Source organism: [Clostridium] scindens ATCC 35704 (assembly GCF_004295125.1).
Classification (GTDB): Bacteria; Bacillota; Clostridia; order Lachnospirales; family Lachnospiraceae; genus Clostridium_AP; species Clostridium_AP scindens.
Window position 1 is genome coordinate 2,302,598 of record NZ_CP036170.1, and the last position, 20,535, is coordinate 2,323,132.

At 48.2% G+C, this 20,535-nt stretch carries 24 protein-coding genes and 1 pseudogene; 22 read left to right on the forward strand and 3 right to left on the reverse strand.

Annotation, left to right across the window (positions count from 1 at the left end; translation table 11 throughout):
• The first annotated feature begins 314 nt into the window (after positions 1 to 314).
• Positions 315 to 1,649, forward strand: coding sequence for a magnesium transporter (gene mgtE / locus HDCHBGLK_RS11895; RefSeq protein ID WP_004606951.1), 1,335 nt, complete (start codon positions 315 to 317; stop codon positions 1,647 to 1,649).
• A 57-nt stretch (positions 1,650 to 1,706) separates the two neighbouring features.
• Here mgtE and HDCHBGLK_RS11900 read toward each other — a convergent pair whose 3' ends face one another.
• Positions 1,707 to 2,891: an iron-containing alcohol dehydrogenase gene (locus HDCHBGLK_RS11900; protein WP_004606950.1), complete on the reverse strand. Its 1,185-nt coding sequence runs from the start codon at positions 2,889 to 2,891 to the stop codon at positions 1,707 to 1,709.
• Between the two features lie 185 nt (positions 2,892 to 3,076).
• Positions 3,077 to 3,472 (reverse strand): oxamate carbamoyltransferase subunit AllH family protein, encoded by a 396-nt coding sequence (locus HDCHBGLK_RS19445; protein ID WP_050755142.1) that lies wholly within the window; start codon positions 3,470 to 3,472, stop codon positions 3,077 to 3,079.
• Between the two features lie 520 nt (positions 3,473 to 3,992).
• Between HDCHBGLK_RS19445 and HDCHBGLK_RS11910 the strand changes: the two genes are divergently transcribed.
• From HDCHBGLK_RS11910 to HDCHBGLK_RS11955, 10 genes are all read left to right on the forward strand, one after another.
• Complete coding sequence (locus HDCHBGLK_RS11910) at positions 3,993 to 4,787, forward strand: electron transfer flavoprotein subunit beta/FixA family protein (RefSeq protein WP_004606948.1); 795 nt, start codon at positions 3,993 to 3,995, stop codon at positions 4,785 to 4,787.
• Positions 4,788 to 5,771, forward strand: coding sequence for an electron transfer flavoprotein subunit alpha/FixB family protein (locus tag HDCHBGLK_RS11915; protein WP_004606947.1), 984 nt, complete (start codon positions 4,788 to 4,790; stop codon positions 5,769 to 5,771).
• Between the two features lie 106 nt (positions 5,772 to 5,877).
• Positions 5,878 to 6,399 (forward strand): nitroreductase family protein, encoded by a 522-nt coding sequence (locus tag HDCHBGLK_RS11920; RefSeq protein WP_039909697.1) that lies wholly within the window; start codon positions 5,878 to 5,880, stop codon positions 6,397 to 6,399.
• Positions 6,400 to 6,566: 167 nt separating this feature from the next.
• Entirely contained in the window at positions 6,567 to 7,046 is a 480-nt protein-coding gene (locus HDCHBGLK_RS11925; RefSeq protein ID WP_050755141.1) for a pyridoxamine 5'-phosphate oxidase family protein, read from the forward strand.
• Between the two features lie 155 nt (positions 7,047 to 7,201).
• A complete protein-coding gene (locus HDCHBGLK_RS11930) occupies positions 7,202 to 8,512 on the forward strand; it encodes a phenylacetate--CoA ligase family protein (RefSeq protein WP_004606943.1) in 1,311 nt (436 codons plus the stop codon).
• A 1-nt stretch (position 8,513) separates the two neighbouring features.
• Complete coding sequence (gene iorA / locus HDCHBGLK_RS11935; RefSeq protein WP_009248055.1) at positions 8,514 to 10,268, forward strand: indolepyruvate ferredoxin oxidoreductase subunit alpha; 1,755 nt, start codon at positions 8,514 to 8,516, stop codon at positions 10,266 to 10,268.
• The gene (locus HDCHBGLK_RS11940; RefSeq protein ID WP_004606941.1) at positions 10,268 to 10,837 is read left to right on the forward strand and encodes an indolepyruvate oxidoreductase subunit beta; all 570 of its coding nucleotides are present in this window, start codon (positions 10,268 to 10,270) and stop codon (positions 10,835 to 10,837) included. Before iorA ends, HDCHBGLK_RS11940 begins: the two co-directional genes overlap by 1 nt.
• Before the next feature lie 11 nt (positions 10,838 to 10,848).
• A complete protein-coding gene (locus HDCHBGLK_RS11945; RefSeq protein WP_004606940.1) occupies positions 10,849 to 11,268 on the forward strand; it encodes an ACT domain-containing protein in 420 nt (139 codons plus the stop codon).
• A 25-nt stretch (positions 11,269 to 11,293) separates the two neighbouring features.
• Positions 11,294 to 12,625 carry a phenylacetate--CoA ligase family protein gene (locus HDCHBGLK_RS11950; protein ID WP_004606939.1) on the forward strand — a complete coding sequence of 444 codons (1,332 nt, stop codon included), beginning with the start codon at positions 11,294 to 11,296 and terminating at the stop codon, positions 12,623 to 12,625.
• A gap of 17 nt (positions 12,626 to 12,642) precedes the next feature.
• Positions 12,643 to 13,086, forward strand: coding sequence for an ACT domain-containing protein (locus HDCHBGLK_RS11955; protein WP_004606938.1), 444 nt, complete (start codon positions 12,643 to 12,645; stop codon positions 13,084 to 13,086).
• Positions 13,087 to 13,099: 13 nt separating this feature from the next.
• Here the strand turns inward: HDCHBGLK_RS11955 and HDCHBGLK_RS11960 are convergent, their stop codons facing one another.
• Complete coding sequence (locus tag HDCHBGLK_RS11960) at positions 13,100 to 13,684, reverse strand: TetR/AcrR family transcriptional regulator (RefSeq protein ID WP_004606937.1); 585 nt, start codon at positions 13,682 to 13,684, stop codon at positions 13,100 to 13,102.
• A gap of 151 nt (positions 13,685 to 13,835) precedes the next feature.
• Here HDCHBGLK_RS11960 and HDCHBGLK_RS11965 point away from each other — a divergent pair, with 151 nt between their 5' ends.
• From HDCHBGLK_RS11965 to HDCHBGLK_RS12005, 11 genes and pseudogenes are all read left to right on the forward strand, one after another.
• Positions 13,836 to 14,714, forward strand: a complete 879-nt coding sequence (locus HDCHBGLK_RS11965) for a DegV family protein (protein WP_004606936.1) — start codon at positions 13,836 to 13,838, stop codon at positions 14,712 to 14,714.
• 217 nt (positions 14,715 to 14,931) lie between these two features.
• The gene (locus tag HDCHBGLK_RS11970) at positions 14,932 to 15,705 is read left to right on the forward strand and encodes a helix-turn-helix domain-containing protein (RefSeq protein WP_004606935.1); all 774 of its coding nucleotides are present in this window, start codon (positions 14,932 to 14,934) and stop codon (positions 15,703 to 15,705) included.
• 32 nt (positions 15,706 to 15,737) lie between these two features.
• Complete coding sequence (locus tag HDCHBGLK_RS11975; RefSeq protein WP_039909696.1) at positions 15,738 to 16,325, forward strand: xanthine phosphoribosyltransferase; 588 nt, start codon at positions 15,738 to 15,740, stop codon at positions 16,323 to 16,325.
• 7 nt (positions 16,326 to 16,332) lie between these two features.
• On the forward strand, positions 16,333 to 16,638 hold the full coding sequence (locus HDCHBGLK_RS19765; RefSeq protein WP_004606933.1) for a response regulator transcription factor: 306 nt from the start codon (positions 16,333 to 16,335) through the stop codon (positions 16,636 to 16,638).
• 12 nt (positions 16,639 to 16,650) lie between these two features.
• On the forward strand, positions 16,651 to 17,019 hold the full coding sequence (locus HDCHBGLK_RS19770; RefSeq protein WP_004606932.1) for a winged helix-turn-helix domain-containing protein: 369 nt from the start codon (positions 16,651 to 16,653) through the stop codon (positions 17,017 to 17,019).
• Positions 17,016 to 17,879 carry a sensor histidine kinase gene (locus HDCHBGLK_RS11985; protein ID WP_004606931.1) on the forward strand — a complete coding sequence of 288 codons (864 nt, stop codon included), beginning with the start codon at positions 17,016 to 17,018 and terminating at the stop codon, positions 17,877 to 17,879. Before HDCHBGLK_RS19770 ends, HDCHBGLK_RS11985 begins: the two co-directional genes overlap by 4 nt.
• A gap of 110 nt (positions 17,880 to 17,989) precedes the next feature.
• Positions 17,990 to 18,487, forward strand: a pseudogene (locus tag HDCHBGLK_RS11990) (ABC transporter ATP-binding protein); the annotation flags it as partial.
• A 320-nt stretch (positions 18,488 to 18,807) separates the two neighbouring features.
• Positions 18,808 to 19,254 (forward strand): DUF6664 family protein, encoded by a 447-nt coding sequence (locus HDCHBGLK_RS11995; protein WP_004606929.1) that lies wholly within the window; start codon positions 18,808 to 18,810, stop codon positions 19,252 to 19,254.
• 49 nt (positions 19,255 to 19,303) lie between these two features.
• A complete protein-coding gene (locus HDCHBGLK_RS12000; protein ID WP_233440761.1) occupies positions 19,304 to 19,639 on the forward strand; it encodes an RNA polymerase sigma factor in 336 nt (111 codons plus the stop codon).
• A gap of 28 nt (positions 19,640 to 19,667) precedes the next feature.
• Positions 19,668 to 19,805: a hypothetical protein gene (locus HDCHBGLK_RS19015; RefSeq protein ID WP_004606927.1), complete on the forward strand. Its 138-nt coding sequence runs from the start codon at positions 19,668 to 19,670 to the stop codon at positions 19,803 to 19,805.
• Positions 19,799 to 20,530 (forward strand): MobA/MobL family protein, encoded by a 732-nt coding sequence (locus HDCHBGLK_RS12005; RefSeq protein ID WP_004606926.1) that lies wholly within the window; start codon positions 19,799 to 19,801, stop codon positions 20,528 to 20,530. The genes HDCHBGLK_RS19015 and HDCHBGLK_RS12005 overlap by 7 nt, the downstream gene beginning before the upstream one ends.
• The last annotated feature ends 5 nt before the right edge of the window (positions 20,531 to 20,535 follow it).

Genomic DNA, 20,535 nt, shown 5'->3' on the forward strand with positions numbered 1-20,535 from the left:
GGTTTGACATTTCAGGAAGATTGAAGTATGCTTAAAAGGTCCAAAGAATCATAGATCAATATATCCAGGAAAGGAAGGCGAGATTATGGACGGTAATTCGGCGCGAAGTTGTAGCTTTACAATGACAATCGGATACGGGAACACCATAAGTATGCCTTCTTTTAGGATTTACTGTAGGGAGAGGAGGACTCTCCTTCGATAAATGCCTTTTCATCTGAAGGTTTGATTTTGCGTGCTGCCATATCCGGTTGGAGATGGCAGTATTTTTATGCCCGAATGCGCGAAAATAACATTTCAGACAGGAGGCAGAGACAATGGCAAAGAGTATTTTATTAGAATTATTAGAGGCGAGAAACTACAAAGAATTAAAGAGACTGATGGGAGAGTATAACCCGGTGGATCTGGCAGAACTTTTGATGGAATTAAACGACCGGGATCTGGCAATCGTATTCCGGATGATTGAGAAGGATAAGGCAGCAGAAGTATTTTCCTATATGGACGATGACCAGAGGCAGACACTTCTTGACTGCTTTACCAGCCAGGAGATCAAGCATATCCTGGACTCCATGTATACGGACGACGCGGTAGATCTGCTGGAAGATATGCCGGCCAATGTAGTCAATAAGCTGCTGGATCAGGTGAGCAAGGATACGCGTGCGGATATCAACCGGCTTTTAAATTACCCGGAGGATAGTGCGGGAAGCATTATGACGGTAGAGTATGTGGATCTGTCCCCAGACATGACGGTAAGGCAGGCCCTGCAAAAGATCCGTACCATCGGAATCCACAGTGAGACGGTGTATACCTGCTATGTGATCGTCCAGAGGAAGCTGGTTGGCATTATTACGGCACAGGCGCTGATGACCAATGATGAGGATGTACAGGTGAAAGATTTGATGGAAGAGAATTTTATCTTTATCCGGACCACCGACGACAGGGAAGATGCAGCCAAACTCTTCCGCAGATATGGACTGATCGCAATACCAGTACTGGATAAGGAAGGATTTATCGTAGGAATCGTAACCTTTGATGATGCTATCGGGGTTCTGACGGAAGAGACTACCGAGGATATCCACAAAATGGCTGCGATCTCTTCCAGCGAAGAGTCTTATCTTAAGACATCCGTATTCCAGCATGCGAAGAACCGTATTCCGTGGCTGCTGATCCTGATGTTCTCGGCGACGATCACAGGAGCGATCATCACGAAGTATGAGAATGCATTCCAGGTGGTCCCAATCCTGGTGTCCTTTATTCCCATGCTGATGGATACAGGCGGAAATTGCGGCTCGCAGAGTTCAACGCTGGTGATCCGGGGGCTGGCGGTGGATGAACTGCATTTTTCAGATTTCTTCTCCATCGTGTGGAAGGAATTCCGCGTATCCCTGATCGTAGGAATTGTGCTGGCAGCGGTCAACGGCGTAAGGATATACTTGGTATATGGCGGCGATGTGCAGTTGGCGATGGTGGTTGCGGCTTCGCTGATAGGAACGATCGTGGTGGCCAAGATGGTAGGCTGCATGCTGCCAATTTTTGCAAAGCAGCTGCATCTTGACCCGGCAATCATGGCATCCCCTTTGATTACGACGATCGTAGATACCTGCTCTATCATGATATATTTCCGTATAGCGACCCTTGTATTCCGACTTTAGGATTGCGTCCGTCTATATCTTTGCTACATGGCAGCAGGATTCCTCCTGAAGGGAGAATTAAATTCCCCGTGCAAGCCGGTAGATATCTGCTATGTGCTCCCGGTTGAGTTCCCGTACTTTTCCGATTGTACGGGTATTGCCAAAACTGCATTTGTCGGCGAGTTCCAGAATCTGCTCTTCGCTGGGGGCGATTCCAAGTTTGTGGAGGCTGGTAGGCATTCCGATGCTGCGGAAATAATCTTCCATAGCCTGAATGCCCAGAAGAGCCATCTGTTCCAAGTCTTCACTGTGAGGAATCAGAAGAACATTCTCGGCAAACTTGGCAAACCGGTCCAGGCGATCCTTGCACACATAGCGGGCCCAAGTGCCCCATATGGCCGCAAGGCCCGCGCCATGGGCTACGTCGAACATGCCGCCCAGTTCATGTTCCAATTGGTGGGAAGCCCAGTCTCCGCCATCGGTACCGCATCCGGTGAGGCCATTATGAGAGAGGCTGGAAGCCCACATGACTTCTGCACGGGCGTCATAATTTTGGGGATCCTTTTTCAGAATCAGAGAATTCTTCATGACGGTACGAAGCAGCGTCTCGCTGATTCCGTCCGTCATCTCCATATTCGTGCTTTGGTTGAAGTAGCGTTCCATCGTATGCATCAGAACATCCACGCATCCGCTCTGCGTCTGGTAATCCGGAAGCGTATATGTAAGTTCCGGATTCAGGATGGCAAACCTGCAGCGGCAATATTCACTTTTATAGCCACGCTTCTTTAAGCCGTCTTCATTCGTAATGACAGAAGAGTTGCTCATCTCGCTTCCGGCAGCCGCGATGGTAAGGATGGCGCCAATTGGCAGGCAGGCGGAAGCGGTACGCTTCCTCGCATAAAAGTCCCAGACATCTCCCTCATTTGCCACGCCATAGCCGATTGCCTTGGAGGAATCGATAACGCTTCCGCCGCCTACTGCCAGGATAAAGTCGACTCCTTCCCGCTGGCACAGTGCGATTCCCTCGCGTACTTTGGTAAGACGGGGGTTTGGAACCACGCCTCCCAAGGAAGCATAGGGGATGCCTTCGGCATCGAGGGAGGCATATACGCGATCCAGAAGGCCGCTTCTTATGACGCTGCCGCTTCCGTAATGAACCAGGACCTTCCTGCATCCCTGCTCTTTGATAAGGCTTCCGGCTTTGGACTCGGTATCTTTGCCAAAGACGACTTTGGTAGGCGTATGATATTCAAAGTTTAACATATTAGACACTCCTTCTTGCTCATTTTTTCATGACCATTCTATCATATTTAGCCATAATAGGGTATGGTACAATAAAATATCGAATCATTAACGGAGATTATTCAATCTGGCTCGATATACTGGTACATTAAAGACAAGGACGTCGTATCGTTGATACGGCGTCCTTTTTTGATCTTAACAGGCGTTTATCTGTCTAACTTGAGTTCCAGGGCATAGACGATACCGGATAATGTATCCATACCGGAAGAATGTCCGATTTCAGAAAAAGATTTTAAAATATCTTCGAACGGAGGCAGCAAGGTCAGCGAGATTACGGCGCGGCTGAAATGGGATACTAAGGCACAGTTAAGGAAAGCCCTGCTGATCTCGTTTGTATTGGCAAGCCGTGGGCGTATCTGGCAGCCAAGTTCCAGCGCGAAAGGATGCGAGCCCTGATTTCTAAGGAGGAGGCCAGCCAATACGCCGCACAGGAAATCATCGCCGCTGGGAGTAAGGCCGATCCCAAGTCCGAGAAGTCCGGCTAAGGTGCTGGCAGCTTCCTGATACTGCCCCTGCTCCAGAAGGAGCATGCAGGATGACATCCGCTTCCTGGCAGTTTCCAGGATGAGATCAAAAGGTTCTGCCGAACTTTTATAGGAGTCAGACAGCAGGCAAAATCCTCCAGTGTCCGATGTGGACAGGACGGATGGAAAGCGGATCCATGGATTGCCCCTCCATATCTGTGATCAGGCTGATAGGGGACAGAGGGGACGCGGTTGACTGCAGTGCCAGCAGATGCTATCCCAGCCGGATATTGATCGTCTTTTTATAAACAGAATGGACAGTCCCGGATATACGGCAACTTAATATCTGGTCTGCATAAGTGGATGTCGTGGTAATTACATGGCACATGATATAAATACTCCTTTGTCTATAGATTTTACCAAAGAATAGAATAAATTACAAAAAATAGATAGAAATCCATATTTTTTTATACATATCAGACAAAAATAACACGTTTTTTTCCGTTTTCATGTAATTGTTTTTCAGAATTGTATCTAATAAAATACACTTAAGTATTATTAATGGTTAATCAGAGAATGATAAAAAAGACAAAAAAATATGAATATAGCAGTTCTTATAAAACAGGTTCCTGTTTCCAATGACGTTTCCGTTGATCCGGAAACCCACGCTCTGGTTCGTGCAAGTTCGGAAGGAATGATCAATCCCGCGGATTTGAACGCCATAGAGGCGGCAATGGTCTTAAAAGAGCAGACAGAAGGAAAAGTCGTAGTATTTACGATGGGACCTCCGGACGCAGAGAAGGCTTTAAGAGATGCTATGGCTATGGGCTGTGATGAGAGTTGTCTCATTACAGACAGATGCCTGGCAGGAGGAGATACCATTGCTACTGCAAAGGTCCTTGCCAGAAGCATTGAGAAATTTGGAAAATTTGACCTGATATTAAGCGGTGCATTATCCGCGGATGGAGCCACCGGACAGGTGGGAGCTATGGTAGCGGAATATATGGGGATTCCTCACGTATCTGAGATTCAGGGAATCGCATACGATGAGAACATGGCGGACAGCATTATCGCCACTAAGAAGGCCCAGGGAATGGAATGGAAGATCAAGGCTTCATTGCCGGCGCTTATGAGCGTATGCTTCGGCTGCAACGAGCCGCGCCTGGCTACCCTTCGTACCAAGAGGGCAGCCAAGAGCAAGCCGATGGAGGTGTACACCAACGCAAAACTTCAGATGGACGCAAGCGAGATCGGGCTTGCAGGATCGCCAACGGTAGTCACAGACTCCTTCGTGCCCGAGAGTACCAGAAGAGCCGAGATGCTTACCGGAACTCCGGAAGAACTGGCGCTCAAGCTGCAGGAGTTAATCGAGATTGAGAAAGGAAAAGAATAAATGGCTAGTGGAATTTGTGTTTTCGCAGAAAATTATAATGGTAATATAGAATCTGTCGTGGCAGAACTGGTTCGTGCAGCACATTTCATTAAAGAGACAACCGGCGAGAAGATACAGGCTGTTGTCGTGGCCAAGGACTGTGATCATCTCGTAAAACAATTGGAACAGTTTGGCATAGATGAAGTATATGCTGTCAAGGCAGACAGAGAATGTGCATTCCAGGATGATGCGCTAAGCCAGGTGATCGCTGAGATGATTCAGAGAATCGACCCGTCAAGCGTGCTGATTCCGGCAACCCCAACGGGGCGCTCCATCTTCTCAAGAGTTGCTGCACGCTTAGGCTGCGGGCTTACAGCGGACTGCACAGAGTTATTGGTAGATGCACGGGAGGACAACACCTTTTATATCAAACAGAATAAACCTTCCTTCGGAGAAAATGTTTTCGTTACGATTGTGACAAAAGAAGGATTCTACCCCCAGATGATGACGGTAAGGCCGGGCGTGTATAGGCCATATGAGGCCGCCGAAGATAGAAAGGCAGAGGTCATATATTTTGACGATATTGTCCTTCCGGAATCTAAAATAGAGGTAATCGAGTCTGTTCTGGCATCCAATGAGACCGATAGCATCCTCTCGGCAGAAGTCGTGGTTGTAGGAGGCCGAGGAGCAGAAAGCGAGGAAAACTTCGCGCTGTTAAAAGCATTCGCCGATAAGCTTGGTGCGGCAATCGGGGGCACAAGGCCGCTGGCAGACACAGGCTTCATTCCGTTCGAGCATCAGATCGGACAGACCGGATTCACCATCCGTCCGAAGATCTGCATCTCCCTTGGAGTATCCGGAGCCATACAGCATACAGAAGGAATTAAAGACACAAAATTATTTGTGGCGATCAACCTGGATGAAGGCGCTCCAATTTTCAATGTATCCGACTATGGCATCATTGGGGATATGAAAGAGGTGCTGAAATCCTACCTGAAACTGTAATCAACCCTCCAATCGATATAGCAGATAAAATCAGAAAAAGATATCTTGACACGGATATCTTTTTCTGGTGTAACTATAAGTAGAAAGCAAGGAAAGGATGATATTTATGGATTTATTAGAAATTATGAGAAAGAGACGCAGCATCAGAAGTTATACGCAGGAGCAGATTCCGGAAGAGAGCCTGATGAAGATCCTACAGGCAGGCCTTCTGTCCGAATCAGGGAAAGCAAAACGCCCCTGGGAGTTCATTGTTGTCCGTGATAAGGAAACGCTTGCATACCTGTCCGGCTGCAGGGCAGGCGGCGTGAAAATGCTCAAAGAGGCGCAGTGCGCCATCGTGGTGATCGGTGACGCAAAAGAGCAGGATGTCTGGGTGGAGGATTGCTCCGTGGCAATGGCTCACATGCATCTGATGGCATCCAGCCTGGATATAGGCAGCTGCTGGATTCAGGGAAGGCTCAGAGAGTCGGATGAAAAGACTACGGAAGAATACGTCAGAGAAAAACTAGAATTCCCGGAGCATTATAAGTTAGAAGCAATCCTGTCTCTTGGCATGCCGGCAGTTAAAATGCCAGCCTACCAGTTGGAAGAACTTCCTATGGAAAAAGTAAAGTGGGAGAAGTTTTAGGGGATGGCTTTGGATGCGGACGGCAGGGAGGATTTCCCTTCCGGCTCCCTTCGCCGGGGAAGTATAAGCAGAAAGGCCCTGAAATGAGAAATGGACATGTGGCCGGGAATGGATTAAAATAGATATTACTGGTGCAGTTACTGCATCTGGAAGAGGAGGAGACGGGTATGCGTAGGAAAGACCGGGAAGTGACGGATATTGAAAAGATAGAGGAGATACTGGATGCCTGCAAGGTGAGCAGGATTGGCCTTATGGATCAGGGAAAGATCTATATCGTGCCGATGAACCATGGCTACAGCCTGGAGGATGGCCGGCTGGTATTGTATTACCATGGAGCCGATGAAGGGAAGAAACTGGAACTGGTGAAGGAGAATCCGCAGGTGGGATTCGAGATGGATTGCGGCCATGAACTGGTGGAGGGAAGGCTGACCTGCCAGCACAGTTATCATTATGCCAGCATCATAGGAAATGGCGAGGCCAGAGTTATTACGGAACCGGAAGAGAAGTTGAAGGCACTGGCAGTAATTATGAAGCATCAGACGGGAAAGGAGTTTCAAGAATTTGAGACGAATCCAAGACTTGAAAAGGCCGTATCAATCATAAAAGTAGAGGTAGGGGAATATACCTGTAAACGTTATGGCAAATGATAGAAAATGATTTTTGTATGGTTTTCGCAAATTAATGCTTTAACTTGCGAAAGTAATGTGCTATACTTAACAGGTAACAGACGTAGTTTGCATTTTGCGCCTGCTTTTCAATAGAGTAAGGGGAAGGTTCCCTTTGGGATGAAGGAGGAAATAACATGATTTGGGCGAAGGAAGAAACCCTGCCAAGAGTTGAGATTGAGAGCATCCAGCTTAAGCGACTGAAGGAGACGGTACACTATATCTACGACAGAGTAGAGCCTTATCGCAGGAAAATGGAAGAAGCAGGGATAAAACCCGATGATATCCAGAGTCTGGATGATTTAAAGGAGATGCCATTTACATATAAAGCAGACTTTAGAGACAATTATCCAATGGGATTATTTGCAGTAGATAAGAAGGAACTGGTACGGTTCCATGCCAGTTCGGGGACAACCGGAAAGCCGACGGTGGTAGGATATACCAGGAAGGATCTGGATGTCTGGCTGAATAATGTAGCCAGAATCGCGTGCATGGGCGGCGCAACGCCGAATGACGTGGCACAGATCGCATTCGGCTATGGAACCTTTACAGGAGCGTTAGGACTACATGGCGGCTTAGAGAAACTGGGGGCATCCGTAATCCCAATGTCATCCGGCAATACCAAGAAGCAGATCATGTTCATGCAGGATATAGGCACGACGCTTCTGGTCGCAACCCCTTCCTATGCGCTGCATCTTGGAGAGGAGATACGGGCCAGGGGCCTGGATCCGTCAAAAGATCTGAGGGTGCATATTGGATTATTTGGCGGAGAAGGCATGACGGAACCTATGCGGGATGAGATGCACAAGGTCTGGGGAGAGCAGTTCTTCTGCACCCAGAACTATGGCATGAGCGAACTATGCGGCCCCGGTGTGGCGGGTGAATGTGAAGAGTTATGCGGCATGCATATCAATGAAGACTGGTTTATCCCGGAAGTGATCAATCCCGAGACAGGCGAGGTACTTCCTCCGGGAGAGCGGGGAGAACTGGTCGTGACCTGTCTGGGAAAGGAAGCGATCCCTTTGATCCGCTATCGGACCGGAGACTTGACCCGGCTGTTCTATGAGCCTTGCAAATGCGGCAGGACGACTGCGCGTATGGAGAACCTCTCAGGCCGGGCCGACGATATGCTGGTGATCAGAGGCGTCAACGTATTCCCGACACAGATTGAAGAAGTGCTTCTGCAGATTCAGGAGATCGGGCCTCATTATGAGATTCTCGTGGAGCGGAAGAATCGTCTGGATGTCATGACGATTACGGTAGAACTGGTAGATGACAGACTGCTTGACAGTTATGCGCAGTTAAGCGAGCTGGAACAGAAGATTAAGAAGGGGCTGAAAGCACAGCTTGGCCTTGCAACCCATATTAAGCTGGTTGCGCCATATTCCCTGCAGAGATTTGAAGGGAAAGCAAAGAGAGTGACAGATTTACGAAAGGATGGATTATAAGATGTCGGAGAATAAGAAAGTAGTTATGCTGGGCAACGAAGCGATTGCCAGAGGGGCATACGAGGCGGGCGTGAAAGTATCCGCTGCCTACCCGGGAACGCCAAGCACGGAGATCAGCGAATATCTGGTACAGTACAAAGATGATTTATATTGCGAATGGTCGCCGAATGAGAAGGTTGCCACAGAGGTAGCGATCGGCGCGTCCGTAGTAGGCGTACGCTCTATGGCCTGTATGAAGCATGTGGGGTTCAATGTGGCTGCCGATCCGGCTTACACCGTGTCCTATATGGGCGTGAACGGAGGCCTCGTCATCGTCGTCGCAGACGATCCGGGACTTTACAGTTCCCAGAATGAGCAGGATACCAGAATGGTGGCAAGAGCGGCACAACTGCCGGTACTGGAGCCGTCCGACAGCGCGGAGGCAAAAGATTACATCAAAGTGGCTTATGAGTTAAGCGAGAAATATGACCGTCCATTCGTATTCCGCATCACTACGAGGCTGGCGCATTCCCAGGGGCTGGTAGAACTTAAGGATCGTGTAACGATAGAAGATAAGGAATATGTAAAAGATGTCAAGAAGACGGTTATGATGCCAGGCAATGCAAAACTGCGCCATGTAGAGATTGAGAAGCGGAACCTGGAACTGGCGGAGGCTGCCGAGATGCTTTCTATCAATACGGTTGAGATGAAAGATACGAAGATCGGAGTCATTACGAGCGGAATTCCTTATCAGTATGTGAAGGAAGCGCTGCCAGATGCCTCGGTATTGAAGCTTGGAATGGTGAACCCGCTTCCAAGAAAGATGATTGAAGATTTTGCGTCTAAGGTTGGTACCCTCTATATTGTAGAAGAACTGGATCCGGTTATTGAAGAACAGGTGAAATCCTGGGGGATCAAGGCAATCGGGAAAGAGATCTTTACCGTGCAGGGCGAATACAGCGCGAATATGATTCGAAGGGCGATTCTGAAAGAAGAACTGGACATAGACCAGCCAGCTAAGATCCCTGGAAGACCTCCGATTCTGTGTCCGGGATGTCCGCACAGAAGCGTATATTACGTGCTGAAGAAACTGAACATGCATGCGGCGGGAGACATTGGATGCTATACCTTAGGGGCGGTTCCTCCGCTTAGCACCGTTGATACGACGATCTGCATGGGAGCCAGCATTTCCAGCCTGCATGGAATGGAAAAGGCAAAAGGCAAAGAGTATATCAAGAACTGGGTAGCGGTAATCGGCGATTCTACGTTCTTACATACAGGCGTGAACTCTCTGATGAACATGATGTATAACAACGCGACCGGAACGGTTATGATCCTGGATAACTCAACCACCGGAATGACCGGACATCAGGACCACGCGGCAACCGGAAAGACCTTGCAGGGAGACGCCACCTACGCGATTGACATTCCGGCGCTCTGCCATGCGATAGGCGTGAAGAATGTGACGGAAGTCAATGCATTCGACATAGAGCAGCTTGAAAAAGTCATAAAAGAAGAAGTGGCGAAGGATGAAGTCTCCGTCATCATTACGAAGTCACCTTGCGTACTGCTTAGCAAGGCGAAGAAGCCGGTATATATCGCCCATGAGGATAAGTGCAAGAAGTGCGGCATGTGCATGAAGCCGGGATGTCCTGCAATGACCAGGAAGCCGGATGGAACGATCTACATTGACGATACGATGTGTACAGGATGCGGGCTTTGCGAGAGCCTGTGCAAGTTTGGCGCGATTGAATTAGTAAAGGCAGGTGACAGATAATGGCTACAAAAAATATTATGATTGTTGGAGTCGGAGGACAAGGAACGCTGCTTACCAGCAGAATTTTAGGCGGCCTTGCCATTGCCAGAGGGCTGGATGTAAAACTTTCAGAAGTACACGGCATGGCACAGCGAGGCGGAAGCGTAGTTACATTCGTCCGCTATGGCGAGAATGTGGCGGAGCCTATCGTGGAAGAAGGGCAGGCAGATGTCATCATTGCCTTTGAAAGGCTGGAGGCTATGAGATATGCGCACTACCTCAAAAAGGGAGGAGTGCTGATCGTCAATGACTGGAGAATCGACCCTATCTCGGTTGTTATCGGGGCAGCCGAGTATCCGGAAGATATTATAGATACATTAAAAGAGAATTACAAGGTCTATACCGTAAATGCCACGGAGGAGGCTAAGAAACTGGGCAATTCAAGAGTATTTAACTTGATCGTGCTTGGAATCGCGGCGCAGCACATGGAGTTTTCCCTGGATGAATGGTATGACGTTATTGAGAAGACCGTGCCATCAAAAACGATTGACATAAACAGACAAGCGTTTGATGTTGGATATCAATTATAAGGAGGTGTCATATGATCAGGCAACTATCAGTATTCGTGGAGAACAAGCCGGGCAGCCTTATGGATGTTACGTCAAAGCTTACCGAAGCGCACGTCAATATCCGGGCTGTAGCGACTTTTGATACACCGGAATTTGGGATCCTTCGTCTCGTAGTAGATAAGCCAGCAGAGGCGAAGGGTTACTTGACTGAGCGGGGATTTGTCGTAAGAGTCCATGAGGTCATGGGCGTGGAATTAGAAGATAAGAAAGGCAATCTCAATCAGATGTTGGCAATACTTGCCGATGGCAAGATCAATATTAACTACATCTATTCATTTGTGATCCGCGAAGGGAAAGCGCCGGTTATGGTATTTAACACGGATGATTTTGAGAAAGCAGCTCAGATTCTTAAGGAAGCAAATGTGAAGATCGTAGAAGAATCAGATTTATAAAATTAAGAATAGGAGTAGGAAGAACATGGGAGGAGTAGCATTAAAAGACTGGAAAGAACAGATCAGAGATCCCAAAATTGAATGTATGAGCAGGGATGAGATGTCCGCGCTTCAGAGCGAGCGTCTCGTAAAACAGGTAAAGAACGTCTATGAAAATGTAGAGTTCTACCGCAAGAAGATGGATGATCTGGGCGTGGAGCCTGGAGATATAAAAGGAATAGAAGACATTAACAAACTTCCATTTACGACGAAGGAGGACTTAAGGGACAATTATCCATTCGGGCTTCTGGCAGTTCCTCAGGAAAAGATTGTAAGAGTACAGGGGACATCTGGAACCACCGGCAAGCTTACCCTGGCTTCCTATACCCAGAAGGACGTGGACGTATGGGGCGAGTGCGTGGCCAGAGGGCTTACAATGGCAGGGCTTGATGCAACGGACCGCATCCATGTGTGCTATGGATATGGGCTCTTTACAGGAGGCATGGGACTGGACTTTGGAGCAAAGGCACTGGGGGCTATGGCAATTCCGATGTCAGCCGGCAATACGAAGCGCCAGCTGATGTGCATGGAAGACTTCGGGGCAACCGCATTTGCCTGCACGCCTTCTTATGCGCTGTATCTGGCTGAGGCAGCAGAGGAAGCAGGCGTTGTAGACCATCTTCAGTTAAAAGCCAGCATTAACGGCGCAGAGCCGTGGACGGATGAGATGCGTAAGAAGATTGAGGGAATCCTCCACATCAACAGTTTTGATATCTATGGGCTGTGCGAGATTACCGGACCTGGCGTTGCCATGGACTGCATCCACCATAAAGGACTGCATGTATATGAAGATTATTTCTATCCGGAGATCCTGAATCCGGCTGACCATACCGCATGCGCGGACGGTGAGACAGGAGAACTTGTCTTCACCACTCTTGCCAAAGAAGGCATGCCGTTAATTCGCTACAGGACCAAAGATTTGACGAGCATTGAGTACAGCATCTGCGAGTGCGGAAGAACGCTTCCGAGAATCCAGAAGTTTACCGGACGGACGGATGACATGAAGGTTATCCGCGGCGTCAATGTATTCCCGACACAGGTTGAGACAGCTCTTCTTTCTATGGGCGGCGGCGTAGCGCCTCACTACATGCTGATTGTAGACCGGGAGAATAACCTGGACGTACTTACGGTAATGGTAGAGGTTGACGAGAAGTACTTCTCAGATGAGATCCGTAAGCTGGATGAACTTAAGAACAGAGTCGGGGCCGTATTAAAACAGGCATTGGGCCTGGCAGTAAAAGTAAAACTCGTAGAGCCTAAGACAATCCAGAGAAGCGAAGGCAAGGCAAAACGTGTAATTGACAACAGAGACCTGTAAAAGGAGGGGAATAGAAGATGGGTATGAGCAATACGATTCAGCAGTTATCAGTATTTATGGAAAATAGGGAAGGACGTCTGGATGAGATACTAAAGATCCTTTCAGAGGCAGGCGTCAATATCGTGGCACTTAGCCTGGCAGACACCTCAGAGTACGGCATGCTCCGCATGATCGTATCAGATCCGCACAAGGGACGCGCGGCGCTGAAAAATGAAGGAATCACCGCCATGCTGACGGATGTGGTGGCGCTTAGGGTTCCACATGCCACAGGCTCCCTCAGCAAAGCAATGCACCAGATTGTAGAGGGAGAAGTAAATATCGAGTATATGTATGCATTTGCCAACGGAAGCGATGCTGCGGCAGTGCTTAAGAGCGATGATCCAGCGAGAGTAATCGATATCCTAAAAGGCAGCGGGTTCGACGTATACAGCGCGGACGAGGCATACAGGGCTAATATGTAAGAATGGTTTTTAATCAAAAAGATATCAATATATCAGATTTTAGCAGATCCATTAAGAGTTGTCGGGCATCTTCGTAAAGTTTCTTAAGAGGGACGTTTTCGGAATGCCCTTCATTGATGAATCCCACCATGCCATAGCAGAGGAAGCCGGCGATTCTCTGGGGAGAATACTTTAACTTCATGACCCGGCTTTCTTTGGCGGTATGCATTTCTACCGTCTGAAGCACATAGTTGTAGAAACTGAAGGCCAGATGGGGATTCTCGTCAGGAGCCGTGTGGCGGAAGAAATCCAGATTGTCGTAGAACAGGATCAGGATGCTGTCCAGCACGTTGCAGTAGCTGACCACAGGATCCATCTGCTGGTTATTTTCTATCTGCATGCCTTCGTAAATCTTCGTTCCGGCCTCAATCATGTCCATGAAAATATCGTCTGCCAGAGCATATTTATCACTGTAATGGGTATAGAATGTAATGCGGCTCGTGTCTGCACGGGTGCACAGTTCGGTGACGGAGATACGTTCAAAAGGCATATCCTGAAGCATGTCTATCAAAGTGCGTTTGAGATTTCTTTTTGTCTTCTTTATGCGGCGATCTTCCATAAGTTTACACTTCCTTGAATTTGTATAGATAACTGACAGATCCCGGAATTTGTCAATTGTTAAGAAACCGGGCACTGTGCTATAATTTTAACACGTGTAATAATAATGGTCAACGTGTAAAGGAAACAGATGAGGTTATCAGGAGGTTAAGATGTCTGATATTGCAGTAATGACAGACAGTAATTGTGGATTGATGCCGGAAGAAGGCAGGAGATATGGAATCTGCATTTTGCCTATGCCGGTATTGATAGACGGAAATACATATTATGAAGGAGTAGACATTACGTCAGAGATGTTTTACGAAAAGCAGAAGGCAGGCGCCTTGATTACTTCGTCCCAGCCTTCGCCTGGAGACGTGATGGGGATGTGGGACCGGCTTCTTAAGGAGCATGACGAGGTGGTATATATTCCGATGTCCAGCGGGCTTAGCCAGTCCTGTGCAAGCAGCATGTCGTTCGCTAGGGAGGAAAAGTATAAAGATCGCGTATTTGTGGTGGATAACCATAGAATATCGGTGACGCTTACCCACGCCGTGCTGGATGCGCTTAATCTGGCAAAGCAAGGGAAGAGCGGTGCGAAGATCAAAGAGATTCTCGAGCAGGAAGCCATGGATTCCACCATCTATATTGCTGTGGATACGCTGGAATATCTCAAGAGAGGCGGAAGGGTGACCGCGGCCGGCGCGGCTATCGGAACGGCTCTTAATATTAAGCCGGTGCTTACGATACAAGGAGACAAGCTGGATGCATTTGCTAAGGTAAGAGGAATGAAGTCGGCATTTCGCACCATGTGCAAGGCGCTTCATAAGGATATAGAGACCAGATTCTCACATCTGTATGAAAAAGGGCTGCTTCAATTGGGAATTGCCAACACGTGGATGGATACGGAAGCGATAGAAAGATGGAAGCAGGCGCTGACTTTAGAATTTCCGGGAATGGAACTGACCCATATACCGCTGACGCTCAGCATCGGCTGCCATACAGGCCCGGGGGCTCTGGGAATCGGAACTGTCAGAAAACATGTACTATGAAAGGAACTTCAGCCTATGATAGAAAAGGCTGGAGTTTTTACTTTTCTTACCGCAATATTCATGTTATCCTAGAAAGAAATAGTAAGAATTATGCCTGAAAAGGCCGTCTGAAAAGGGGGCAACCACAGGTTGACAAATTACCAAGCGCTGTTTTCTTGTGGATTGGACAGACATCTACTATTCTATATGCATCAAAAGGAAAAGGCAGGGAAACTATATGGAATTTTCTGAGAAATTAATACAGCTTAGAAGGAAACAGGGGATGTCCCAGGAGCAGTTAGCGGATCGTCTGGGGATCACGCGCCAGTCTGTCAGCAAATGGGAATCCGGCAGCGCCGCGCCGGAATTATCCAAATTAATCACGCTGTCAGAGATGTTCCAAGTGAGCATAGACTACCTGGTAAAAGATGCCGAAGAACCGAAAGGGGCAGAGAAAGAAGAAAGCAGGCGCTTGGAAGAAAAGGTGGACAACATCGTCCGGTATATGAAAGGATATCATTACACAAGCAAGGCCATGATAAAAGGCGTGCCTTTTGTATGCGTCCGGCTATCCAGGCGGCTCGGTAAGGAAGGGGTGGCGAAAGGGATTATTGCCGTCGGAAACGTGGCCATTGGCGTGCTGTCGTTTGGCTGCATCTCCGTGGGAGTCATCAGCATTGGCTGCCTGGGCTTCGGAATTCTGGCATTGGGGTGCATCGCCGTTGGCTTGATGGCCCTAGGGGCAATGGCAGCCGGAATCGTAGCGATCGGTTCCCTGGCGATCGGGATCTATGCGGCTGGCGCGGCGGCGTTTGGAAAAGAAGTCGCGATAGGAGCCGCTGCACATGGAAATACAGTGATTGGAGAGTCCGTGAAGGGGGCACATTGCCTCAGATGGTACAGCGGACTTAGCGCAGAGGAGGCCGAGCGGTTTATTCTGGAAAGCCATCCCCGCCTGTGGAGTCCTCTGCTTAAGTTTCTCGCCGCAATAGCCGGCAGCATGGGAAGATAAGGGATAAGGCTATGAAAAAAGAGGAGATAAGGATGAATTTTTTAGAAGAACGTATATTGAAGGATGGAATTGTAAAAGATGGAAATGTGCTCAAGGTGGACAGTTTCCTGAATCATCAGATGGATATCGCTCTGTTTAATGAGATTGGAAAGGAATTCAAGAAACGATTCAAAGGAAATAAGATTAATAAGATCCTTACCATCGAAGCGTCCGGGATCGGAATCGCCTGCATCGTGGCACAGCATTTCGACGTGCCGGTGGTGTTTGCCAAAAAGGCTAAGAGCATCAATCTGGAAGGCGAGATGTATGTGGCGGAGGTAGAGTCGTTTACCCATAATTGCAAGAATCAGGTGATCGTAGCCCAGAAGTTCCTCGGTGAAAAAGACCATGTCCTGATCATTGATGATTTCCTGGCAAATGGCTGCGCGCTTCAGGGACTGATCCAGATCGTGCAGTCCGCGAAAGCCACGGTGGAGGGAATCGGGATCGCCGTGGAAAAAGGCTTCCAGCCAGGGGGAAGGATCATCCGGAATCTGGGAATCCAGCTGGAATCGCTGGCGATCGTGGAACGCATGGATTCTACGACCGGCGAGATTGAATTCAGAGTGCAAGAAGGATAGAAAGAAGATGGAAAAGACAATCTTAGTGGTGGAGGATGACCGGGGACTTAACCAGGGCGTGGCTATGGCCCTTAAAAATCCACAGTATCATTTCCTGCTGGCTTATACATTGAAAGAAGCCTTTGAATACTGGAAGGACGATCAGATCGACATGGTCATTCTGGACATCAATCTGCCAGATGGTAGCGGCTATGGATTCTTAGAGTCCGTACGGAAGGAATCGCAGATTCCTGTGATCATGCTGACAGCCAATGACATGGAGATCGACGAAGTGCGAGGCATCGAGATGGGTGCGGATGATTACATTACGTAGCCTTTCAGTCTGATGGTCCTTCGGGCCAGAGTAGAGCGCCTGTTTGCCAGAGTGGGCAGACAGGAAGGCAAGGAGTATCAAGAGGAAGGATACCGATTTTCCTTTGACCGCCAGGAATTTGCTGTGGAGGGAAGACCTGTTGAATTAAGCCGGACGGAACAGAAACTTCTGCGGATGCTGGTTACGCGTCCGGGACAGACGCTTACCAGAGAGATTCTCAATGAGGGGATCTGGCAGGAAGGCTCGGACTATATAGATGAGAATGCTTTGTCAGTTACTGTGGCAAGGCTTAGGAAGAAACTTAAACTTTCGCAAGAGGAATGTCCGATACGTACGGTTTATGGAATAGGCTACGTGTGGGAGAGAGGGAAGGAGAAATGAGCATTTTGAGGACCGGGAGGACGCTTAAGCGTTTGGATGAGATGCTGACGGAAGCAATCGAGGGAAGGTTTGAAGAGGGAAAATACGATGAGACAGAACTTTCCAGGCTGGAATCCCGGTGGAAGGAGTATCTGACCACATCCAAACTGTCGGTAGAAGCAGCCAGAAGGGAGAGGACGGATATCAAGTCTATCCTGTCCGACATCTCTCATCAGACGAAGACGCCGCTTTCGAACATCATTCTATATAGCGAACTGCTAAAAGAGCAGCCGCTTACCCCGGAGGGGCTGGAGATTGCGGAACAGCTTGGCGGTCAGGCTAAAAAATTGGAATTCCTAATCCAGGCACTGGTCAAGATGTCCCGGCTGGAAAGCGATATTCTGGAAGTAAAGCCTAAAAAGCAGCCTCTGGCGCCGCTGGTGGAGCGGGCCGTAAGGGACGTATCATCCAAAGCCAAGAAGAAATCTATTACGATTAAGCAGGAACCATTCGGCGAGATTCAGGCAGTGTATGATTTGAAATGGACCCGGGAGGCGCTGTTTAATATCCTTGACAACGGCGTGAAATATTCTCCGCCCGGGAGCGCCATCACAATAAGCGTGAAAACTTACGAGATGCATGTCTGCATCCAGGTGGAAGACGAGGGCCCGGGGATACCGGAAGAAGAACGGACCAAGATCTTTCAGCGGTTTTACCGCAGGGAAGTCAACCAGCAGGAAGAAGGCGTAGGCATCGGCCTGTACCTGGCCCGGGAGATCCTCAGAAAGGAAGACGGATATATCAAGACAGGCTCGGGGCACGGAAAAGGAACGGTCTTCGGGATATATCTGGGAATTGATGAATTCTTTCAGAATTGTTAGAATCCGGACAGAATGTGGTAAGACTTATCCTGTAATATGTTAGATAGCAAAGGAGATTGTACTTCAGTGCAGTCTCCTTTTCTTAAAAAAGAAGCAGGAGGCGTTATGTAATGGCAATATTGAAGACAGAAAACCTGAAGAAATATTATGGGAAAGATACGACACTGGTGAAGGCCCTAAACGGGGTGGACTTGGAAGTGGAAAAAGGAGAGTTCCTGTCCATCGTGGGAACCAGCGGCTCGGGAAAGTCTACGCTCCTTCATATGCTGGGAGGCCTGGACCGTCCTACCAGCGGCAAGGTATATGTAGATGGCAAGGACATCTTCAAGCTAAAGGATGAAGAACTGACCATCTTCCGCAGAAGAAAGATTGGCTTCGTGTTCCAGAACTATAATCTGGTCCCTATATTAAATGTATATGAGAACATCGTGCTGCCAATGGAGCTGGATGGAACCCGGGTGGATCAAAAATATGTAAAAGAGGTTATAAAAACGTTGGGATTGCAGGAAAAGATCTACAGCCTTCCATCCCAGCTCTCCGGCGGTCAGCAGCAGAGGGTTGCCATCGCCCGGGCGCTGGCGGCAAAGCCAGCCATCATCCTGGCAGACGTAAACTGTACCCATTGTACTTGCTGTGCATAGAGTATATACAGTCAGAAAACAAGGGAATATAGGTACAGGATACACAGGTGATAAGAAAATATGTGTATATAGTGAATAAAAGATTTGAGTATGATTGGTATTGGAAAGGAAATCCAAGAACCAGTCTTTTTTTATGAATATGGAAGGATTGTTGTGTAATTGGGAACAAAGGGAAAAGTCGTTGTATAGTTGTACCAGATCCAGAGCGAAGTTTTTTAGTAAGTTTAATGAATAGCTTTTTATGAGAATTATGGTAAAGTGTTGGCTGGAAAAGTAAAAGGGAAGGAGTGAGAATAATCAAAAATGCTATTCAAAAAATTCCTTGGATAAAAGAATCAGATATGGATGTGGATAAACGAATTGTTGAATATCTAAAAGAGCATAATCAGGAATATATGGATTTAGGAAAAGAAGTTGATAAAATTCTTGATGATTATCCAATTTTGTCACAGCTTTTAGATAAGGAAAATGCAATTACATTGACGGAAGAGCAGCACAAAGCATACCGAAAATATATTTTCCTGAAGGAAGATATGGAAAATTTGGAGCGGAGTGGAAGATACCTTATGGGACAGGCAGACATGATACCTTACATGATTGTGATGAGTCAAATCGAAAGGAAGCTGGAAAAAGATAATGGAAACTATAAAGAATTGAAAAAGACACAAAAGGATTTGTTTATGAAGGGATTACGTGATGGATATAAGCTGGCACAGATTTTGAAAGAAGAATAGATATTTGTTTCTTCTGGATAAGAGAGCCGAGGCCGCCAGAGAGCGCAAGATGTTCCGGTATAAGGCGTTTTACTCCCTCGATTGTAACGATGGAATCGAAAATGCCGCTATCGGCTGGGCACAGCCATCGCCGGAGGATCATCTGATAGAAAAAGAAGAATTAGCCGAATACGAAGAACTGATACGGCGGTTGTATGAAGCCATTTCTTCTCTGCCGCCTATGCAGGCCCGCCGTGTCCACGCCCGCTATATGCTGGGTATGAAAGTGAAAGATATTGCCGCAATGGAGGGCATCACGCCATCACAGGCGGGAAAATCCATCCACGCCGCACTGCGGAGGCTGCGCCGGTATTTTGCGTGTCGGAAATGGACGGTCAATCTATGAGCGTTTCCAAAGAAAAGAGGTACATGATATGAACGAAAAAAATACAGCCCAAACCCCAAAAGAGGAACGGGAGGAAGTCCTGAAGGAGATCCGGCAGCTTGAAAACCGCAAGAAGATTTTGGAGAATACAAGGGAACCGGAAACCCTCATGTCCATATCATGCTGACGCTCCGGCCTCTGAAAGAAAATGGACAGTGGGGCGCAAAGTGCCGCAAGGCATACGATCTGGACGAGAATGGACAGCGTATCCCGGATGGGAAAGGCGGCTGGAAAAATCATCGGGAGGATACGACCGACTGGAACGATAAAGGGAATGTGGAGATTTGGCGGGCAGCGTGGGCGGCCTACACCAATCGGGCACTGGAATCTGCCGACAGACCAGAGCGCATTGACCACCGCAGCTACAAGCGGCAGGGCATTGATAAAATTCCCTCTGTCCATCTGGGGCCAGCTGCCAGTCAAATGGAAAAGCGCGGCATCCGCACCGACAAGGGGGAAGTAAACCGGCAGATTGCTGCTGACAACAAGCTGCTGAAAGAAATCAAAGCCCGTATTACCCGCCTTTATCGCTGGTCGAAAGCGGAAACGGAAAAACCACAAACACAGCAAAGTAGCTTGACCGCCTTATGGGAAGCCCAGCAGCAGTTGAACGCTCCCCGCACCCGCACCGGCAAAATCCGGGCTTTGCAGGAAAGCGCCGCACTATTCAGCTTTTTGCAGGCAAACGGCATCCAGTCTATGCAGCGGCTTCATGAAAAAATCTCTGATATGAACAGTCATTACTATGACCTGCGGGGAAAGATCGTCAAGGCCGAGCGCCGGATCGCCACCCTTACCGAGCGCGGAGAGATGTGGGAACAGTACAACCAGTACAAGTCCATCCACAAGTAGCTTGC

Excerpts from the sequence above, each read along its gene's own strand:
- HDCHBGLK_RS19770 (WP_004606932.1), top strand. The coding sequence starts at position 16,651 with ATGGTCCTTCGGGCCAGAGTAGAGCGCCTGTTTGCCAGAGTGGGCAGA.
- HDCHBGLK_RS11940 (WP_004606941.1), top strand. The coding sequence starts at position 10,268 with ATGGCTACAAAAAATATTATGATTGTTGGAGTCGGAGGACAAGGAACG.
- HDCHBGLK_RS11985 (WP_004606931.1), top strand. The coding sequence starts at position 17,016 with ATGAGCATTTTGAGGACCGGGAGGACGCTTAAGCGTTTGGATGAGATG.
- HDCHBGLK_RS11960 (WP_004606937.1), bottom strand. The coding sequence starts at position 13,684 with ATGGAAGATCGCCGCATAAAGAAGACAAAAAGAAATCTCAAACGCACT.
- iorA (WP_009248055.1), top strand. The coding sequence starts at position 8,514 with ATGTCGGAGAATAAGAAAGTAGTTATGCTGGGCAACGAAGCGATTGCC.
- HDCHBGLK_RS12005 (WP_004606926.1), top strand. The coding sequence starts at position 19,799 with ATGCTGACGCTCCGGCCTCTGAAAGAAAATGGACAGTGGGGCGCAAAG.
- HDCHBGLK_RS12000 (WP_233440761.1), top strand. The coding sequence starts at position 19,304 with ATGTTCCGGTATAAGGCGTTTTACTCCCTCGATTGTAACGATGGAATC.
- HDCHBGLK_RS11965 (WP_004606936.1), top strand. The coding sequence starts at position 13,836 with ATGTCTGATATTGCAGTAATGACAGACAGTAATTGTGGATTGATGCCG.
- HDCHBGLK_RS11955 (WP_004606938.1), top strand. The coding sequence starts at position 12,643 with ATGGGTATGAGCAATACGATTCAGCAGTTATCAGTATTTATGGAAAAT.
- HDCHBGLK_RS19765 (WP_004606933.1), top strand. The coding sequence starts at position 16,333 with ATGGAAAAGACAATCTTAGTGGTGGAGGATGACCGGGGACTTAACCAG.
- HDCHBGLK_RS11930 (WP_004606943.1), top strand. The coding sequence starts at position 7,202 with ATGATTTGGGCGAAGGAAGAAACCCTGCCAAGAGTTGAGATTGAGAGC.
- HDCHBGLK_RS11970 (WP_004606935.1), top strand. The coding sequence starts at position 14,932 with ATGGAATTTTCTGAGAAATTAATACAGCTTAGAAGGAAACAGGGGATG.
- HDCHBGLK_RS11920 (WP_039909697.1), top strand. The coding sequence starts at position 5,878 with ATGGATTTATTAGAAATTATGAGAAAGAGACGCAGCATCAGAAGTTAT.
- HDCHBGLK_RS19015 (WP_004606927.1), top strand. The coding sequence starts at position 19,668 with ATGAACGAAAAAAATACAGCCCAAACCCCAAAAGAGGAACGGGAGGAA.
- mgtE (WP_004606951.1), top strand. The coding sequence starts at position 315 with ATGGCAAAGAGTATTTTATTAGAATTATTAGAGGCGAGAAACTACAAA.
- HDCHBGLK_RS19445 (WP_050755142.1), bottom strand. The coding sequence starts at position 3,472 with ATGTCATCCTGCATGCTCCTTCTGGAGCAGGGGCAGTATCAGGAAGCT.
- HDCHBGLK_RS11950 (WP_004606939.1), top strand. The coding sequence starts at position 11,294 with ATGGGAGGAGTAGCATTAAAAGACTGGAAAGAACAGATCAGAGATCCC.
- HDCHBGLK_RS11975 (WP_039909696.1), top strand. The coding sequence starts at position 15,738 with ATGAATTTTTTAGAAGAACGTATATTGAAGGATGGAATTGTAAAAGAT.
- HDCHBGLK_RS11925 (WP_050755141.1), top strand. The coding sequence starts at position 6,567 with ATGCGTAGGAAAGACCGGGAAGTGACGGATATTGAAAAGATAGAGGAG.
- HDCHBGLK_RS11910 (WP_004606948.1), top strand. The coding sequence starts at position 3,993 with ATGAATATAGCAGTTCTTATAAAACAGGTTCCTGTTTCCAATGACGTT.
- HDCHBGLK_RS11945 (WP_004606940.1), top strand. The coding sequence starts at position 10,849 with ATGATCAGGCAACTATCAGTATTCGTGGAGAACAAGCCGGGCAGCCTT.
- HDCHBGLK_RS11915 (WP_004606947.1), top strand. The coding sequence starts at position 4,788 with ATGGCTAGTGGAATTTGTGTTTTCGCAGAAAATTATAATGGTAATATA.
- HDCHBGLK_RS11900 (WP_004606950.1), bottom strand. The coding sequence starts at position 2,891 with ATGTTAAACTTTGAATATCATACGCCTACCAAAGTCGTCTTTGGCAAA.